This window comes from Microbulbifer harenosus, assembly GCF_005771435.1.
GTDB classification, from domain to species: Bacteria; Pseudomonadota; Gammaproteobacteria; order Pseudomonadales; family Cellvibrionaceae; genus Microbulbifer; species Microbulbifer harenosus.
In genome coordinates, this window is sequence record NZ_VANI01000021.1 from 24,762 (window position 1) to 43,177 (window position 18,416).

The 18,416-nt window shown below is 60.3% G+C and carries 10 protein-coding genes; 8 read left to right on the forward strand and 2 right to left on the reverse strand.

Annotated elements, in window-relative coordinates; translation table 11 throughout:
* Positions 1-2 precede the first annotated feature (2 nt).
* The 4 genes from FDY93_RS17395 to FDY93_RS17410 all read left to right on the forward strand — a co-directional run bounded on the left by FDY93_RS17395 (position 3) and on the right by FDY93_RS17410 (position 5,645).
* Positions 3-1,064, forward strand: a complete 1,062-nt coding sequence (locus FDY93_RS17395) for a hypothetical protein (RefSeq protein ID WP_220446236.1) — start codon at positions 3-5, stop codon at positions 1,062-1,064.
* A gap of 241 nt (positions 1,065-1,305) precedes the next feature.
* The gene (locus tag FDY93_RS17400; protein ID WP_138237026.1) at positions 1,306-3,813 is read left to right on the forward strand and encodes a TonB-dependent receptor; all 2,508 of its coding nucleotides are present in this window, start codon (positions 1,306-1,308) and stop codon (positions 3,811-3,813) included.
* A 26-nt stretch (positions 3,814-3,839) separates the two neighbouring features.
* Positions 3,840-4,775 (forward strand): tyrosine-protein phosphatase, encoded by a 936-nt coding sequence (locus FDY93_RS17405; RefSeq protein ID WP_138237027.1) that lies wholly within the window; start codon positions 3,840-3,842, stop codon positions 4,773-4,775.
* Between the two features lie 150 nt (positions 4,776-4,925).
* Positions 4,926-5,645, forward strand: coding sequence for a hypothetical protein (locus FDY93_RS17410; protein WP_138237028.1), 720 nt, complete (start codon positions 4,926-4,928; stop codon positions 5,643-5,645).
* 35 nt (positions 5,646-5,680) lie between these two features.
* Here FDY93_RS17410 and FDY93_RS17415 read toward each other — a convergent pair whose 3' ends face one another.
* On the reverse strand, positions 5,681-6,061 hold the full coding sequence (locus FDY93_RS17415; protein WP_138237029.1) for a hypothetical protein: 381 nt from the start codon (positions 6,059-6,061) through the stop codon (positions 5,681-5,683).
* Between the two features lie 237 nt (positions 6,062-6,298).
* Between FDY93_RS17415 and FDY93_RS17420 the strand changes: the two genes are divergently transcribed.
* Both FDY93_RS17420 and fghA read left to right on the forward strand, forming a co-directional pair.
* The gene (locus tag FDY93_RS17420) at positions 6,299-7,426 is read left to right on the forward strand and encodes an S-(hydroxymethyl)glutathione dehydrogenase/class III alcohol dehydrogenase (RefSeq protein ID WP_138237030.1); all 1,128 of its coding nucleotides are present in this window, start codon (positions 6,299-6,301) and stop codon (positions 7,424-7,426) included.
* An 11-nt stretch (positions 7,427-7,437) separates the two neighbouring features.
* The gene (gene fghA / locus FDY93_RS17425; RefSeq protein WP_138237031.1) at positions 7,438-8,283 is read left to right on the forward strand and encodes an S-formylglutathione hydrolase; all 846 of its coding nucleotides are present in this window, start codon (positions 7,438-7,440) and stop codon (positions 8,281-8,283) included.
* A 207-nt stretch (positions 8,284-8,490) separates the two neighbouring features.
* Here the strand turns inward: fghA and FDY93_RS19525 are convergent, their stop codons facing one another.
* Positions 8,491-9,021 (reverse strand): hypothetical protein, encoded by a 531-nt coding sequence (locus FDY93_RS19525; protein ID WP_171019029.1) that lies wholly within the window; start codon positions 9,019-9,021, stop codon positions 8,491-8,493.
* Positions 9,022-9,436: 415 nt separating this feature from the next.
* On the opposite strand from FDY93_RS19525, the gene FDY93_RS17435 reads away from it, so the two are divergent.
* Entirely contained in the window at positions 9,437-14,815 is a 5,379-nt protein-coding gene (locus tag FDY93_RS17435; RefSeq protein ID WP_171019030.1) for an isopeptide-forming domain-containing fimbrial protein, read from the forward strand.
* The gene (locus FDY93_RS17440; protein ID WP_138237033.1) at positions 14,812-18,390 is read left to right on the forward strand and encodes a hypothetical protein; all 3,579 of its coding nucleotides are present in this window, start codon (positions 14,812-14,814) and stop codon (positions 18,388-18,390) included. The genes FDY93_RS17435 and FDY93_RS17440 overlap by 4 nt, the downstream gene beginning before the upstream one ends.
* Positions 18,391-18,416 lie beyond the last annotated feature (26 nt).

Consider the following 18,416-nt stretch of genomic DNA (forward strand, 5'->3'; position numbering starts at 1 on the left):
GTATGCGGAGCGCGCCGAATCCGCGTGTTCTGCTGCTGGCCTGGGGGACGTTGAGCCTGTTGCTCTGTTCCCTCGCCGGTTGGCAGGTGCAGCGCAGTCTGTCGCTCGATCTGACACGGCAACTGAACCAGCAATTGCCGGACAAACTCGCGCTGGCCCTGCAGACACGTCTCAGTGACGAGCCGCTGCGGCAGTGGCTGGTGAACCGGCTGGAGCAGGATCTCCAAACATTAAATGCCGAGGGTGGCCTGCCGTTGGTGCACAGCTGTTCGGCTCGGGTAACGCAGCTGATGGAAGATGGTCACGCGCCGATGGCCGGGGCCGCTGCTCGAAGCATCAATATCGCCTGGAACATTGGCAGTGAACCGCGCGCGACGTCGCTGATGCTTGAATGTCACTACAACTGGCCGGTGCTCCTGTTGAGCCAATCGCTGCTGGCGCTACTGCTGGTCATTATCGCGTCGCGCTTGCCATATCCCCTGTCAAAACCGCAGCGGGCGCGCATTGCCAGGCTGATTGCCATGGGGCTGCCCGCATCCCGGGCACGTCGCCTCGCCTCGCAGTTGTGTGACGCGCAGATCGCGTGGTTCGTTCGCGCACTGAGTCTCAACGGCGGGGATTGCGACGCGGCTCTGGTTGCCGCGCATGCGCAGCAGCAGCTGGTGTTGGATACCGCTTCACAGCAGGTACAGATTCACGGTGTGGCAATCAAGCTGGCGAAGACCCCGTTCTTTTACTACCTCTGGTACGCGCAGTTGCGGCAGCAGGGCGAGGGCTGGCTGCTGAATCCGCCGGTTAACCGCCCGGACCGCGCCGGCGCGGAATCCCTGATTGCGCTGATGGAAACTCACGGCGGTCACGCCAAGTCGATCAATGACCTGCGGGAGCACGGTCTGCGGGCAAAAAAACTGGACCAGAACCGCAACAAGATCCGCGATGAACTGGTTTCCGCCCTCGGTGAAGAGCTTGCCAGCGCCTATCTGTTTGAGTCTGAAAGAGATCTCAAAAGTGGCCGCTATCGCTATCGGCTGTCACTTGCCGCCGGGCAGATAAACGTTCTCTGAAACCTGCCACCCGCCGCGAGGCGGCCCGCTAGCGGCACCGCCTCCAAATCTGCAAGTCTGCAACTATCTGATTTGCGGACATTTTCTTTTTTGGAGATATCTCCTTTCCGCACACAAGTCTCTTTTTAACCCCGTTGTCACACGCAATTTTGATCATCTGCGCCAAGCGGTCAGGACACAGGCCTGGCCATCTCTAACAAACCTAACCCCGTCAAAAAACGGCGTTAATTGGAGCAGAACTATGATCGCAATCCCCCGCAACCGACTGTCACTGCTGGTGGCACTCAGTGTGACCGGTGGTGCCGGCCCGGCGGTGGCGCAGCAGGCCGTCGACGCCCGTGCCCTGGAAGAGGTCACGGTAATGGCGTCGCCAATCCGCGACAGCCAAAAGGCCGCCATCGACGCCAAGCGCGATGCCGACAATAACGTAGACGTCATCTCCGCTGACACCATTGGCCGCTTCCCCGACCAGAACCTGGCCGACTCCCTGGGCCGGGTACCGGGGCTGGCCATCGAACGCGACCAGGGCCAGGCGCGCTACATCAACTTCCGCGGTGCCCCCTTCCGCTATACCTCCCTTGCCATCGACGGTCTCAGTATTCCCGGTGCCGAGAACGGTCGCGTGCCGCGCTTCGACAGCTTCCCGTCCGTGATCACCAGCCGCATCGATGCCAACAAGGCGATCATGCCTGGCGATGCTGTTTCCGGTTACATCAATATCTCCACCTTCGATCCTTTTGCGAAAGAAGGCTGGGCTTTCTCCAGCGATCTGGGCATGGGGAACCAGCAACTGGGCGATGGCGATATCGAAAAGCTTGCCCTGCGTACCTCCTGGTCCAACGAGACCGTCGGCTTCACCCTTTTTGCTTCTGAAAACAGCCGCGAACAGATCACCGACAACCGCGAGTACGACCTGGAACTGGTGGATGGCGAAGTGCTGGTGAACGAACTGGATTTCCGCAGCTACAAGGTGACTCGCGAAGATCGCGCCTACGGTGGCCGTTTCGAACTTCGTCCGCAAAACAGCGCCATCGAGCGTCTGTTCGTCAGCACCCTGTACAACGAATTCCAGGATTTCGAAGAGCGCAACCAATACATTCTTGACTTCGCCGGCGGTGCGGCAGCAAGCGGCGCGCCTCACAAGGCCGGGGTTCACGGGACGCAACCCCTGGTAATGGCCAACCGCATGCTGCAAGACGGCGTGTATGAAAACTCCACCTTCACCAATACCCTGGGCGGCGATTTCGCATTGGGTGAGTGGTTTGTGGAGGCGCGCCTGAACCTGACGGAAACCGAAAACAGCATGTTCCTGCCGATAGCCATGAGCCGCGCGGGTGTGGTGTCTGGCAGCTACGATCTCAGCGATCTGGAAAATCCGCTGGTGGAAGTTACCCGGTTGGGAACAGAAGAAACCGCTGACCTCAGCCAGGTCGATTACTACATGACTCTCGGCTACCTGATCGGCTCGGAACTCACCATCGACGCGACCAAATTCAAGCTCGACGGTGAGCGTGACCTTACGCTGGCTGGCAAACCGGCCACCCTGAAACTCGGTGTGGAATTGGATGATCGCGAAGCCGACGGCTTTGGTGTCGCCCAGGGCTACGGTGCCTTTCCCGGCAGCATTGACATCGGCAGCTTCGCCACCGACAAGGTCTGGGATACCGACTTCACCAACAGTATCAACGGTACCTACTACGACAACCAAAGCCTGCGTGCGGCCTGGGAGCAGGCCGCGGGCGGACTCAGCGTGGAGCCGACACCGGACCAGCTGATCAAGCTGGACGAGCAGGTAATGGCGGGTTACGCCATGGTCACCACCGAATTCAGCTGGGGCAACCTGGTACTGGGCTCCCGCTTTGAAAATACCGACTACAGCAGCGCCGGTCCGGAAGGTGACTATTCCGATTCCTTCACCAATGTACTACCCAGCGCGCACCTGAACGTCAATCTCACCGACGACGTGAAACTGCGAGTGTCCACTTCCACCGGTGTCAGCCGCCCGACCTACAACGAGTGGCGCGCGTCCGCCGCCGTCAATATAACCGACAAGATCGTAGTGGGTGGCAACCCAACCCTGGAAGCGGAAGAAGCCTGGGGTGGCGATGTGGCACTGGAGTGGTACCTGGGAGAGGCGAGCCTGATGTCAGTCGGCGCCTTTGCCCGCAACATCGACAACGTGATCTATGCGGACAGCGCTACCATCGACGGCGGCGTCTATCTGCCTTCCGCCGACGGCGAAGAGTGGACCTACACCGGTTACGTCAACGGCGATAACGGCAAGCTGAGCGGTGTGGAGCTGAACGTGATTGCCCAGGCCGATGACCTGCTGCCGGCGCTTTCCGGTTTCGGTGTCGGCGCCAACCTGACGGCACTGGACAGTGAATTTGAAACCCGCAACGGTACCAGGTTCGGCCTGCCAGGCACGTCTGATCTGATTTTCAACACCTCCGTTTTCTATGAAATGGACAGCTTCTCCATCCGTCTGAACCATCAGTACCGTGACGACTGGCTCTCCACCACCGAGAACGACAGCATGGCGGAATACTGGGCGGCACAGAAGCGCATGGATCTACAGGTGAGCTACACCCTGCCCACACCGGTCTTCGGTGCCGACGTATCCGTTTATGCCAATGCCAACAACCTGACCGATGAACGCGACGTGCGCTATGTGGGGGACGAGCGCACACCGAACCAGGTAGAAGGCTACGGTCGTCGCTACCTGGCGGGCTTCCGGGTGAACTTCTGATATCCAGTTAAATAACGAGGTGAATTATGTATAAATTTGTATCCAACACATTGATGGCTGCGATCGCGGCCCTCGCTCTGGGCGGCTGCACTTCTTCCGACTCCACGGGTGGCAATGCACTCAGTGCGAATATGGCACCGGTACCGGCGAAGGTGGCCGCCGAAACTGAAGTTTCCCACACCCGTTTGTTGCCACTGCAAGGCGGCCGCAATTTTCGCGATCTGGGTGGCTATAAAACCACTGATGGCAGGGAAGTGAAGTGGGGCAAGTTGTACCGTTCCGGTGTTCTGACCAATCTGACCAGCGGCGACTACGATTACCTGCGCGAGCGCGAAATTGCCACCATCGTGGATTTCCGCTCGTCAAATGAGCGTGAAACCGAACCGACCCGCTGGGCTGCAGGTAATGTCATCGCGATGAACTGGGATTACGAGATGGGCAACTGGGAGCAGGAATTTGCCAGAGTGTTGTCCAAGCCCGGTTTTGGCAAGGAAGACCTGGTGAAACTAATGGACCAGGGTTATGTGGGGCTGGTTCAGCAGCAGACGCCCCACTACCGGGCCATGTTCCAGCAGATGATCAATCAAGATGAGCCTCTCTTGTTCCACTGCACCGCGGGCAAGGACCGCACCGGCATCGGCGCAGCACTGATTCTGACGGCGCTGGGAGTGGATCGCGAGACCGTGAAAAAGGATTATCTGCTGTCCAATGACTATCTGAAGAATTCCGATATGTTCAAATTGCCGGTGGATGCGAGTGAGAAAGAAAAACGCATGTTCGCGTTCTTTTCCCAGCTGCCGGAAGATGTGCGCGGTGTGCTGGCCGGAGTCGAAGCATCCTGGCTGGACTCCGCCTTCGCCGAAATGGAGCGCGAGCACGGCTCCGTTGACGGGTATATCCAGCATGCGCTGGATGTGGATGCCCGGGAGCTGGCGCTGTTGAGAAGCCGCTACCTGCAGTAGCGCCGTCCGCGGTAACCCGGCCATGCTGACGGCCGGGTTGTCCATGTGCGGAATTCGCGATCTGTCGAGATGTGGCCCGTTGGTTGCAAGGGTGAGGGTTCCGGCTTAACTGGCCAGTTCATCTTATCTGAAGCGCTCGGGAGCGAAGCCATGCCACTGAAACGACGTTTTTCCTCCAATTTCCCCGCGGTAACACCGCTTCTGATTCTCGCGGCGTCCGTGTGCCTGTTTTCTGTAACAAGCGCCAGCGCCTCATCCGGCTGGTCCGGATATACCGGCAGTGATCCGGTGCTCTCTCTGGCGGCTACGCCGGTGGAAATTCGTATAGACGCGCCAACGCCGCTGACAGGTAACAATCTGCAGTTGCTGCTCGCGCTCTCAGGCGGCGATGGCGGCCTGGGGGACATGCGGAAAAAGGCCAGCCAGGAATTCAGTGACTACCTGAATCAACAGGTGCAGCGGCGCTTTGGCGAATTTTTTGACGATGAACGGGTGCGCCTAGTCGATGCAGGTGCGGCGCTCACGTTGCACACCAACTTCAGCGTGACCATTCGCCAGAAAATTATCGACATTGTCAGTGGCAAAGACTACGACCTCGAAAAAGGCATCATGACGGCCTACGGCGAGTTTCGCTACCGCGTACAGGGCACTGCGCTGGGGGCCCATGCGCTGCGCGAGGGCTCGGTGGATATTGCGCGGCTGAATCTGGAGGCTCGCTACCTCACGCGGGCGCCGACGGATGGCGGTGTGGTTGAAGATACCACCCGGCAGGCCACCGAGCGGTTGCTGGAGGACATTGCCGAGGAAGTTCTCGATCAGATCGAGGATGTGCTGGATGCCGATGCCCTGCTGGAGCTGACCCGGCGGTGACGACTTCCTACCGGGCGCACTGGGGGTGCCGCTAATTAATTCAGCACCGGCAAACCGCGGTACATTTTGTGCGGAAGCGCAGGCCAACCTCTACCATCGTGTAATGCCAGCTCCTCGCCGTAAATCATTTCGTAGATATCTTTCCGCCTGGTTTCTTCGAGAACCTTATGTCCGCGATATAAGCGCTCGGGTGCTTCTTCACCGGTCAGGAAGGGACTGCCGCGCAGTACTTCCAGGTTGGCGATGAGCTTGCGGGTGTCGCTGTCCTTGGTGCGGTGTTTGAGCTCGGCGAGCTGGGATTCAAAGTCGAAGTCGGAAAAACGCAGATTGATGCCGAATTCGGCCTGGATACGTTTGCGGAGTTTGCGCAGGGTGTTGAGCGCCTGGGAGGTCATCAGCCATTGGTGGTCGGTCATCGTCGTTGAGCCCGCTGTTGTCTTTTACGTTTTAGTGGAGCAAAGAACGGGCCAAGTTATGTAAAGCACCTGGGATTGGCTCGCGGGCACTGTCGCACCAAGTGGGGGCGCGCCGGGTGTATAAGGGTGCGACAGTTGCCCAGCGAAGGTGCAATTGAGACAGGCAGCGGTAGTCTGATCTGTTAAGCTTTGTGCCATCTGTGGCATTTGCCAAGCGAGACCAGACAGGAGATTTTTATGGCAGCGGAACCCATCAAGTGTAAAGCGGCGGTGGCCTGGAAGGCGGGTGCGCCGTTATCAATCGAGGAAGTGGAGGTCGCACCGCCGAAGGCGGGCGAGGTCCGGATAAAGCTGATGGCGACCGGCGTTTGCCATACGGACGCATTCACCCTGTCTGGTGATGACCCGGAGGGTGTGTTCCCGGCGATTCTCGGTCACGAGGGCGGCGGTATTGTGGAATCGGTAGGGGAGGGCGTCACCAGCGTGGCGGTGGGGGACCATGTGATTCCGCTGTATACACCCGAGTGCGGCGAGTGCAAATTCTGCACCTCCGGCAAGACCAATCTGTGCCAGAAGATCCGAGCCACCCAGGGCAAGGGCCTGATGCCCGATGGCACCACGCGGTTTTCCATCAATGGTGAGCCCATCTATCACTATATGGGCACTTCCACCTTCTCCGAATACACCGTGCTTCCGGAAATTTCTGTGGCCAAGGTAAATAAAGACGCACCGCTGGAAGAAATCTGTCTGCTTGGCTGCGGAGTAACCACCGGCCTGGGCGCGGTGGCGAATACGGCAAAGGTGGAAGAGGGCGCGACCGTCGCCGTGTTCGGCCTCGGCGGTATCGGCCTTGCCACCATTATCGGTGCGCGTCTGGCGAAGGCCGGGCGCATCATTGGCATTGACATCAATGAAGGCAAATTTGCGCTGGCGAAGAAGCTAGGCGCGACCGATTGCATCAACCCGAAGGATTACGACAAGCCAATCCAGGAAGTCATCGTCGAACTGACCGATGGCGGTGTGGATTATTCCTTCGAGTGTATCGGTAATGTGAATGTGATGCGCTCGGCGCTGGAGTGCTGCCACAAGGGGTGGGGTGAATCCGTTATCATCGGCGTGGCCGGCGCCGGCCAGGAAATTTCCACCCGTCCCTTCCAGCTGGTGACCGGTCGCGTATGGCGGGGTTCCGCGTTTGGCGGTGTGAAAGGCCGCTCGCAGCTCCCGGGTTATGTGGACCGTTACATGGCGGGGGAATTCCAGCTGGACGATTTTATTACCCATACCATGCCGCTGGAGAAAATCAACGAAGCCTTTGATCTGATGCACGAAGGCAAGAGTATCCGCAGCGTAATTCACTACCAGTAAGAGGGGCGGGAATGACTTTACAACTTGTCAGCAGAACCCAGTGTTTTGACGGTGCTCAGTGCCAGTACAGCCACCGCTCCAGCGCGCTCGACTGCGAGATGCGCTTTTCCATTTTCCTGCCCTCCCAGGCGGAGAAGGACCAGCGTTTTCCCGTACTCTACTGGCTCTCCGGGCTGACCTGCACGGATGAAAATTTCTCGCAGAAAGCCGGCGCACAACGCATGGCGGCGGAGCTTGGAATTGTACTGGTGATTCCGGATACCAGCCCGCGCGGTGAGGCGGTGGCGGACGCGGACGGTTACGACCTGGGCAAGGGGGCGGGATTCTATGTCAATGCGACGCAATCGCCGTGGAAGCCGCACTACCGCATGTACGATTACATCGTGGAGGAATTGCCTGCACTGATTGAGGCGAACTTTCCGGTGAGCGAGCGCCGTGCCATCTCCGGTCACTCTATGGGGGGGCACGGTGCACTGACCATTGCGCTCAAGAATCCCGCGCGTTACCTGTCGGTGTCTGCGTTCAGCCCTATCTGCAATCCCATTGCCTGTCCCTGGGGGGAGAAAGCGTTTGCCGCCTATCTCGGTGAAAACCGCGCGGCCTGGGAGGAGCACGACGCGACCGTGCTGTTGAGTCGAGCGACCGAACAATTACCGATGCTGATTTCCCAGGGCGAGGAAGACCAGTTCCTGGAGCAGCAGCTGAAACCAAATGCGCTGGAGGCCGCAGCCAAGGCGGCGGGCTATCCGGTAAAGATCGAATACCACGCGGGCTACGATCACAGTTACTTTTTCATTGCCACATTTATCGAACAACACCTGCGCTTCCATGCGGATTATTTACTGCATGCGGGATAAAGGATAATTGCGTAACTGAACGTTATACGAAGCCGCTACCGGGAACTGTATTGTGACGGTCCCGGTAGCGACGTCACATCGGGATTTACACGTCGGGCGATTCGCGATTTGGAGCTCAACTTAATCATTTTCAGGTGTGTTATTCATTTTCTACGCCTTGTACTTTGGTTTCCGTTATTCGATGGTTTCCGTTATTCCATGCGTTGGTCAGCCCGCGCGGCACTCGCCACGGATTTCCACTGATCCCTGCAAGTTACTTTTCTCAATCACAAACCAGCCGTGGGGGCAGTAGCTGGTTTTGGCGAGGACTTCCTGCAGGCGTTCCTGCGCGGCTTTTTCCGAGTTTTCCCGCATCTTGCTGCTCATGCCGCCACCACCGGGGCCACCGCCCACGCCTCCAGGACCGCCGCCCATACCGCCGCCCGGTCCGCCCCCCATACCTCCGCCACCGGGACCGCCGCCCATACCGCCGCCCGGTCCGCCCCCCATACCTCCGCCACCGGGACCGCCGCCTTTCCCTCCGCTGGGACCGCGTCCGCCGCCGCCCATGCCGCCATCCGGGCCGCCGCGTTCACCACCGCTGTTGATCGTGGCGGTGTAGGTGAACATACGGTTGCCCTGTTCGGTGATATTGGCGATGAAGGATTCAGAAAATACCGGCGGTGCCTTGGGGGCGCTGGCACACCCGGCGACGGTAGCGATGGCGGCAGCGACCGCGGCAGAACATAGCGCTTTCATGGTGACTCCTGTGTGTGGTGAACATCATGAGACCACAGCGGTGTAGTGGTGTTGAGCGCTGGCGGGTAAAGATTGGTTAACGAGTGTTAAGGCGACTTGGTTATCCGGAGGCGGGTGACGTAACAACAATTTTGTCGGCGATTCAGTCACCGGCTCCGTTGACGGTGCTAAACAGAGTCAGGAAAAACTGATTCTAAACAGATCCGGCTCTTCATAAGAGTAATCGCGCACGGGTCCGTCTCTTCTGGAAATTCGCTGCATGTGCAGTGCGTCAGAGAGCGGAGAGCACCGGTATGGCTGGATGCCATTGGTGCAACCGTGCGCGCAGGGAGCAGCGGATTTCTCGGCGTGTGGCGGGGCGAGGTTGCGCAATTCAAGGAAGAATTATCCGGCAGTCGGCGGCGGTTGGGCGAGAGTGCTTGGTCTCGTACTTGTCATCGTTGTTGCTGTGGCTGCCGGCACGGCTGGGGCGCAAACCACGCAGACCAGCAATAGCGCGACCATCGCCCTTGATCCATCGTCCGATCTGATCGACAGCAACCCCAGCAACAACGAAGACACGGCGGTGATCAATGTCGAACCGCCGCCGGATATCTCCTTCCACAAGAGCGCAGATCTGGATGTCGCCTCCGTGGGCGACACCATTACCTACACCGTTACCGTCACCGTGGCCGATGCGCCACTGACACAGGATTTTGTGGCGACGGACACTCTGGGACCGGGACTTGCCTTTGGCGCTGTCACCAGTTCCGGGAGTTTTTCATGCAACGGTGCCAATCCCCTGCGTTGTACCTTGCCCGCTGGAACCGCACCCGGCAGCTACAGCTTCAGCTACACCGCGATCGTTACCGACAGCGCGGACACCCAGGTGGAAAACGCGGTGACCGGCGAGGGTGGCGGCGATCCCACACCCAGCTGCGATGGGGATTGCGACATCGTGATTCCGATCAACCCGGCGGTTACCTATCACAAGGTGGCGGATGTTACCTCAGCGCCGGTTGGCGATATCGTCACCTATACGGTAACGGTGGAGATATCCAATGCGCCGTTGCCGCAGGACCTGTTGCTGCAGGACAACTTCGGCACGGGTCTCGCCTTCGTTGATTTTATTGATCCTGTGGCGCCGTTCGTGTGCAGCGGCGGGGCCTCACCGCAATGTACGCTGCCCGCGGGCACTGGGCCCGGCAGCTTCACGGTGAGTTATACCGCGCAGATTACTCCGGACGCGGGCGCCACGGTGACCAACAACGTGAGTGCCAGCGGTGGCGGCGAACCTCCGGTATGCGATGCCGAGTGCAGCGTGGTAGTGGATGTCGTCTTTCCGTCAATTGTTTACAACAAAGTGGCGGATACCGCGGGGCCTGTCAGCAGCGGCGAAAACATTACCTACACCATTACCGTTGAAATTGCGGATGCGCCGCTGAACGCGGATCTGATATTGAGTGACACCCTGGGGCCGGGGCTGGATTTTGTGGCTGTCACCAACGCAAATCCCGCGTTCAGTTGCGGCAGTGGCATCTCGTTTGATTGCACCCTGCCGGCAGGCACGGTGCCCGGTGTGTACAGTTTTGACCTCACCGCAACCGTCAACGCCACGGCCACCGGCTCGGTGATCAACTCGGTTACCGCCGATGGCGGCGGCGGTAACCAACCGCCGGTGTGTAACCCCGATTGTGATCCGCACGTTCCGATTACCGATACCTATATCACCTACAGCAAAACCGGTGCGCCCGCGCTGGCACAGATCGGCGATACGGTGACTTATCAGGTGTCCACGACGGTAAGCAACTCAAGCACCACCGCGGAAATACTCGTCGCGGATACCCTTGGCGCCGGCCTCGTGTTTAACCAGCTTGTCAGTGCAGACAGTGCCTATACCTGCCCCGGCAATACGCTGCCCTGCACCATCCCGGCCAACACGGCACCGGGCACCTATGTACTGACTTACACTGCCACCATTACCGCGGATGCCGGTGACAGCGTCAGCAACGCGCTGGTGGAAACCGGTGGCGGCGGTGCCGGCCCGGACTGTGTGGGCAGTTGCACTGTGACCACAGATATTCTGCGCCCCGTGGTGACCTACGAAAAAACCGCGAGTCCGGCAGGGCCGGTGCAGGTGGGTGATCTCATCACCTACACCATCGCGGTGGATGTGGCGGATGCAAGGCTGACCGCGGATCTGCAGCTCACTGACACTCTTGGCACCGGCCTGGACTTTGTGGGCTTTGACGGTGCCACCGCCCCCTTTACCTGCTCCAGCGGCAACAGTTTCGATTGCACACTGCCCGCCGGCGCGGGCCCCGGTAGCTTCGCCCTTACCTTTACGGCGCGGGTGAATGACCAGGCGCTGGCTCAGGTGCAGAACACGGTGACTGCAGCCGGTGCCGACAACCCCACCTGCAGTGGTGACTGCGCGCCGGTAACACCGCTGGCGGACGCGGGTATCACCGTCAGCAAGGCGGCCTCACCGTCACCAGTGGCGGTGGGCGATACCATCACATTCACCGTGACCACCACCATTGCCAGTGCCCCGCTCACCTCGGACCTGCAGCTCACCGACACCCTCGGTACCGGGCTGACCTTTGCCGGGCTCGACAGTGCCAATACTGATCCCGCCTACCAGTGTGCCCTGGGTGATCCGCTTTACTGCGCCCTGCCGGTGGGCACAGCTCCAGGCACTTATGTCGTTACCTATATGGCGACGGTCAATGCCTCCGCTGGGGAATCGGTGGAAAACAGTGTGGAAGCCACTGGCGGCAGCGAGACTCCCCCCGATTGTGTGGACTGCGCAACGGTGACGCCGGTCATCCGCCCGGCGGTTACCTACCGCAAAGTCCCCGATGTGACTCAGGTGGAAATCGGCGATGTGGTGACCTATACCGTGTCGGTAACCGTGGCCGATACCGCGCTCGACGGTGACGTGGTGTTGCAGGATGCGCTCGGCAGTGGTCTGCAGTTCCAGGCGTTCGACCAGCCCACCGATCCGTTCAGTTGTACTGGTTCAGGCCCTCTTATCTGCACGCTGCCCGCGGGCACCGCACCGGGTACCTACACATTCAGCTACACCGCGCTGGTAACGCCGGAGGCGGGTACCAGTGTCAGCAACCGGGTAACGGCATCGAACGAAGGTGGCGGCAATCCACCGGAATGCGATGGCGACTGCGCACCGGTGATTCCCGTGGTGGGGCCGCAGATTACCTACAGTAAAACGGCAGACAAAGACCGCACGGCGGTGGGCGACACCATCACCTACACCGTCGAGGTGGAGATTACCGATGCTGCGTTGTCCAGCGATCTGAACCTGGAGGACAGTCTCGACATCGGTCTGATCTTCGGCACCCTGATACAACCGGTCGATCCATTCAGCTGTAGCCCGGGCAAACCACTCCAGTGCGTGTTGCCGAACGGCACCCAGCCCGGTACTTACGCATTCAGCTATACCGCAACGGTGACCGAGGACGCGGGTCAGAGCGTGCGCAACCAGGTGACCGCAAGTGGCGGCGGCGGCGATCCGGTGTGCAGTGCGGAATGCGCCATCATCATCCCCCTGGCACCGCAGGTGACCTATCACAAAACTGCAGTGCCGGCCGAAGCCCAGGTGGGCGACACCATCACCTACACCGTCGACGTCATGGTGCGCGATGCGGATCTCAGTGAAGACCTGACACTGACCGACACCACCGCAACGGGGCTTGCCATTGAGCAGGTCACGGATGCCGGTAACTTCCGTTGCAGCGGGCAGAATCCGCTTACCTGCGTGTTGCCCGCGGGCACCGCGCCGGGGGATTACCAGCTGACCTATACCGCGCTGGTTACCGAGGATTCCGGGGATTCTGTCAGCAACTCGGTGGTCGCCAGCGGAGGCGGAACTCAGCCGGAGTGCGACGGTGAATGCGCAGTGACCACGCCGGTTAAACGGCCCGCGGTGACCTATGAGAAAAGCGCCAGCGTCAGCCAGGTGCGCCCGGGTGACGTGGTGACCTACGGCCTGAGTGTGACCGTAACTGCGGCGGCGCTTTCTGAGCCGGTTGTACTCACGGACACACCGGGAGTGGGGCTGTCTTTTATTGCCGTCACCGACAGCGGAGGCTTCAGCTGTAACGATGCCTCGCCGCTGGTGTGCAGCCTGCCGGCGGGCACCGCGCCTGGCACCTACAGCCTGCAGTACACCGCCCGGGTAACTGCCGAGGCCAGTGGCACCGTGGATAACGCGGTGGTGGCCAGCGGTGGTGGCGGCAGCACACCGGCCTGTGCGGAGCAGTGCGACATCCACATCCCGCTGGTCGACCCGCAGATTACCGTGAGCAAATCGGCCAACCCCGTTTCCGGCACGGAAGTGGTTGTGGGGCAGACCATTGTTTACACCTTGCTGGTGGGCATCGAAAACTCCGCGCTGCCGGAAGACCTGCTGTTGACCGACATCGCCGACACCGGGTTGACCATCACCTCAATACCACCGGACTGTGTACAGAACGGCAATGAATTCCAGTGCACCCTGCCCGCGGGCTCACCGGTTGGCGAATATGAATTGATGTATACCGCCGTGGTCAACAACGGTGCCGGCGCAGAGGTGACCAATCTGGTGGTGCCGGCGGGCGGCGGTGATGCAAATCCCGAGTGCGCGGTGTGCGAAACCCGACACCCGGTGGAACCGGTGAGCATCCGCCTGCAAAAAACCGCGAGCGTGCGGGAAGCGCAGGTGGGCGACATCGTGTTCTACACCCTCACCGCAGAGAACATCAGCAGTCGCGACCTGATCAATGGCATCGTTGTGGACACCCCGCCGGCCGGGTTCACCTATGTGGAGGGATCCCTGGTGGTGGACGATGTGGACCAGAGCGGAATCCTGCTCAACACCTATCCGCTGACCGTGGGTGATATCGACATTCCCGCCGGTGACACCGCCATCATTTCTTACGCCCTGCGTGTCGGCGCCGGCGTGCGCCCGGGCAGCTACGTCAACGAAGCGGAGGTGCAGGACGCAGACGGCGATAGCGTGTCCAACCGCGCCACCGCGGAAGTGGTGCTCGCCGTGGACCCGCTCACCCAGGAATCCCTGATCATCGGCACCGTCTTCCACGACCGCAACGGCAACAGCATTCAGGACAGTGCGAACCTTACCGGGGTACGTGTGCGCGGTGGATTCGACCCCGCGTTTTACGTGCCCGGTACTACCTCGATCAACGGTGTAGCCGTCGCCGATGCCAGCGCGCCGCTGCTGCGCGGGCTCGAACTGGGAGAACTGCCCGGCGTATCGGGCGAGGGTAGCGGGCAGGCGCGCATTGTTATTCGCCAGAAGCTTACACGGGCCGCGTTTACCGACGACTTCAAACTCAGCAGCCATCAGGGATACACCCTGCGCCTCGATGCCGCCGGTGTGGCGCGCGTGCGCCAGGGCAATTCCGCGGCGGCGGTCCAGATCAAGCGCCGCCTGGAAATCACCGGCGATGGGGTATTTGTGGACTACATCATCGTCAATCGCGGCCTGGATGAACGCGGTATTCCCGGGGTGCGTATCGCGTCGGTGGACGGACTGCTGGTGGAAACCGATCGCTACGGGCGCTACCACCTGGTGGGTATCGACGGCGGCCACTGGGAGCGCGGGCGCAACTTCATTCTCAAGGTGGATACCGCGACCCTGCCGGAAGGAACCCGCTTTACCACCAGCAACCCGTTGATCCGGCGTGTTACCCCCGGGGTGCCGGTGCGTTTTGATTTCGGCGTGCTGTTGCCGCCGCTGTACCCTGACCAGCCCGCGAGTGCTGCCCGGCCGTTACATGGGGGTGCCGAATGAACCCGACGTTGTCTGTCCGTGCGGTATTGTTCGCGCTTGCACTTGCGCAGGTGCTGACCGGAGTGTCCTGGTGCCGCGCGCAGTCCGCCACGGCAATGGACGGCATCGCGGGCGAACGCATACCCGGGCGCCTGGAACTGCCCCGCGGCGGCGTGATCTGGGCCACCGAAGATCCCACGCTGGGGGTACCGCAATTGGCGATTACCAGCCCTGGCATGGTGGCCTTCGATGGTCGCGCCATCGCCGAACCGGTGCGTTTTATGGTGCGGTCCAATTACACCGCGTTTATGTCGCGTATGGAGGTGCGGATCTACCGCGCGAGCGACGGCGATCGCGTGTTGCCGCTGGTGGTGTTGCCGGTGCCTGTGGTGCCGGTGAGCGAGGTGACATGGGATGGCGACCTGCCCTCGGAAGTACCGTTGCGCTACGGCGATGAACTGATCTATGTGTTGCGCGCCTACGCCGCTCCCGAGGCCTACGCGGCCCAGTATGGCGGGACCTTGTCGCAGCACTACGCGCAACTGCAGAGCATTTACGATGAAACCGTGCCAGAAAGTATCCAGCTGGTGCGCAGCAACGAAGCCGAACGCCAGCGCCAGCGCGTGCGCCGCCAGGGAGAATTTGATCTCGCCCGCCAGTTGAGCGGGCAACAGGCACAGACCCAGAGCATGCTGAATGAGGTGTTCCGGGGCAGTGGCCTGCGCCAGCAGAATATTCCTGTGTACGGTTCACGTGTGCGTATTCTCGGCAGTGATATTCCGCCCGACAGAAGTCTGCTAATCAACCACCAGCCCTACCCAGTGGACATGAACAATCAGTTTGCCGCGGAATTTTTATTGCCCATCGGCCATCACCAGTTTGATATTGGCCTGCAGGGCCCGGGCGGTTACGAGCAATACACTCTGGATATACCGGTGAGTGGACGCTATTTCTTTGGTGTTGCCATGGCCGATATCACCATCGCGAAATCGGATATCGACGGCAGCCGCGCAACCTTTGAAGGCGATGATCGTTTCGATGATGACGACGACATTCTGCAGGAGGGGCGGCTCGCTTTTTATCTCAAGGGCAAGGCGCAGGGAAAATATCTGCTCACCGCGCAGATGGACACGACGGAAAAAGCGCTCGACAACCTGTTCAGTGATTTCAGCGAGGCCTACCCATCGGATATTTTCCGTCGTCTCGATCCGGATTATTACTACCCCACCTATGGCGACGACTCCACCACTTTCCGCGACGTGGATACCCAGGGGCGTTTCTATCTGCGCGCGGACTGGGATAAAAACCAGGTGCTGTGGGGCAATTACACCACCGGATTGACGGGCACCGATCTGGCGATGTTTGTGCGCTCGCTGTATGGCGCCGCGGGCAGTTGGTATTCGCGCAGTATCAATCTGTGGGGCGACCCATTGAGCGAGGTGCGGATTTTCGGCTCCCAGGCGGAGACCGCGCCCGGGCACAACGAATTTCTCGGCACTGGTGGCAGTCTCTACTATCTGCGTGAGACCGATATCCTGCCCGGCTCCGACCGAGTGGCGCTGGAAATCCGCGATATCACCACCGGTCGGGTGGAAGCGCGCATCGACCTGCAGCGCGGGGTGGACTATGAGATCGACGAGTTACAGGGGCGGATCATTCTCACCCGCCCGCTGACGCAGATCACCCGCGCCAATGTGCCCACCCTGTCCCGCGATGTACCGCTGGATGGCTACGAGCAGCGCCTGATCGTCGATTACGAGTGGGTGCCCACAGACTGGGACGACGACAACCTCACCTCCGGTGCTCGCGTAAAACAGTGGATGGGCGATTACGTCGGCCTGGGGGGCACCTATGCGGACGAGTCCCGCTCCGGAGACGATTACCGGCTCGCCGCTGGCGACCTCACGCTGCAGGGTGGCGAGGGCACTTATCTCAAGCTGGAGTACGCCAGCAGCGATTCCTACAGCGCGCCCTCATATTTTTCCGACAACGGCGGTTTCAATTTTGCGCTGACCAACGCCGATCTGGTCGACGACGACTATACCTCCGGCGATGCGCGACTGGTGGAGGGGCGCATCAATCTACAGGAACTGGGCTGGAGCCAAAGCCCTTGGACCGCCGCCGCCTGGTGGCGCGACATGGATCCTGGTTATTCCGCCAATCGCTACAACAGTGGTCGCGCCATGACCGAATACGGCGGCGAACTGTTGGGGGATATCTATACCAACCTGAATCTCTACCTCCGTTACAGCGAGGCCGAGAGCGGGGAGGAGAGTTTCGAGCAGGCACAGGCGACCGTCAGCTGGGGAGTCGACGACACCAACAGTCTCAGCAGTGAGCTGCGCTACGTCGACGAACAGAGTATGTACAGCGATGGCAGCGCCATTTTGGCCGCGCTGCAGTACACCCACCGGATGAATACTTTCCTCGACGTGTACGGGTTGGTGCAGGGTTCGTTTGATGAAAGCGAAGGTTACGACAGCAACAACCTGATGGGTATCGGTGGACGCTGGCTGTATGGCAACAGTGCCTCGGTGGGTGCGGAATACACCCACGGCGATCGCGGTGAGGGGCTCACTGTGGACGGTGATTACCGGGTCAATGCGGATTACAGCATATACGCCGGTTACAACTATTCCACCGACAGCACCGAACGCAACACCATCTTCAATCCCAGGGTGAATGGCGGCTGGACCGTCGGCCAGCGCTGGCGGTTGTCGAACCAGGTCAATCTGTTCAACGAAAATACTTTTTTGAAAGAGCCCAACCGCTCCGGCATTGCCCACACCGTGGGGCTCGATTTCTTCCCCTCCGCCGGCTGGAATCTCGGCGTCACCGTGCAGTCCGGGACCCTGGTGGATATTTTCAGCGGGGATGTGGAGCGGCGTGCGGTGAGTATCGCCGGCGGCCGTCGCAGCCCGGCAAGCGATTGGCAGAGCAAGATTGAATGGCGACAAGACCGCGGCTTTGAACGGCGCGAGCAGTGGGTCAGCACCAACAGCATCAGTCACAAGATCAACGAAAGCTGGCGCATCGCCGGGAGGGTGAATGTCTCGGATACCGACGACCTGACCCTCGGCGTTGGCGGCGCGCGTTTTGTGGAGGGCAACATGGGGTTCGCCTGGCGCCCGTGGGACAACACCCGCTGGGCGGCGTTCGGTCGTCTCACGTATCTGTACGACCTGGCAACCCTGGGCCAACGCGGTGGTGCGGATTATGACCAACGCACCAGAGTGATGTCGTTCGAGGGAATCCGCCAGCTCGGTTCGGACTGGGAGCTGTCGCTCAAACTGGCGCGGCGGGAAGGCGATGTGCGCCTTGGACGGGGCAGCGGCCCATGGGTAGACAGTGCCTCCAGTTTCAGTGCCTCGCAACTGCGCTACGACTTTGGTCTGTTTCACGCGCTGGTGGAGTACCGCTGGCTGGATGTGGAATCCGGCGGCAGTCGCGACGGCTTTCTGGTCGGCTACGACTGGGACATCGCGGAGTATTTTCGCATGGGGGTCGGCTACAACTTCACAGACTTCAGCGACGACCTTACCGATTTTGATTACGACCACAATGGCTGGTACGTGAACTTTGTCGGCGCATATTGAATACAGACAGAACCAAATCTGAACCA

What these genes read in the sequence shown, in the direction of transcription:
- FDY93_RS17395 (WP_220446236.1), top strand. Translation starts at nt 3, where the DNA reads ATGCGGAGCGCGCCGAATCCGCGTGTTCTGCTGCTGGCCTGGGGGACG.
- FDY93_RS17400 (WP_138237026.1), top strand. Translation starts at nt 1,306, where the DNA reads ATGATCGCAATCCCCCGCAACCGACTGTCACTGCTGGTGGCACTCAGT.
- FDY93_RS17405 (WP_138237027.1), top strand. Translation starts at nt 3,840, where the DNA reads ATGTATAAATTTGTATCCAACACATTGATGGCTGCGATCGCGGCCCTC.
- FDY93_RS17410 (WP_138237028.1), top strand. Translation starts at nt 4,926, where the DNA reads ATGCCACTGAAACGACGTTTTTCCTCCAATTTCCCCGCGGTAACACCG.
- FDY93_RS17415 (WP_138237029.1), bottom strand. Translation starts at nt 6,061, where the DNA reads ATGACCGACCACCAATGGCTGATGACCTCCCAGGCGCTCAACACCCTG.
- FDY93_RS17420 (WP_138237030.1), top strand. Translation starts at nt 6,299, where the DNA reads ATGGCAGCGGAACCCATCAAGTGTAAAGCGGCGGTGGCCTGGAAGGCG.
- fghA (WP_138237031.1), top strand. Translation starts at nt 7,438, where the DNA reads ATGACTTTACAACTTGTCAGCAGAACCCAGTGTTTTGACGGTGCTCAG.
- FDY93_RS19525 (WP_171019029.1), bottom strand. Translation starts at nt 9,021, where the DNA reads ATGAAAGCGCTATGTTCTGCCGCGGTCGCTGCCGCCATCGCTACCGTC.
- FDY93_RS17440 (WP_138237033.1), top strand. Translation starts at nt 14,812, where the DNA reads ATGAACCCGACGTTGTCTGTCCGTGCGGTATTGTTCGCGCTTGCACTT.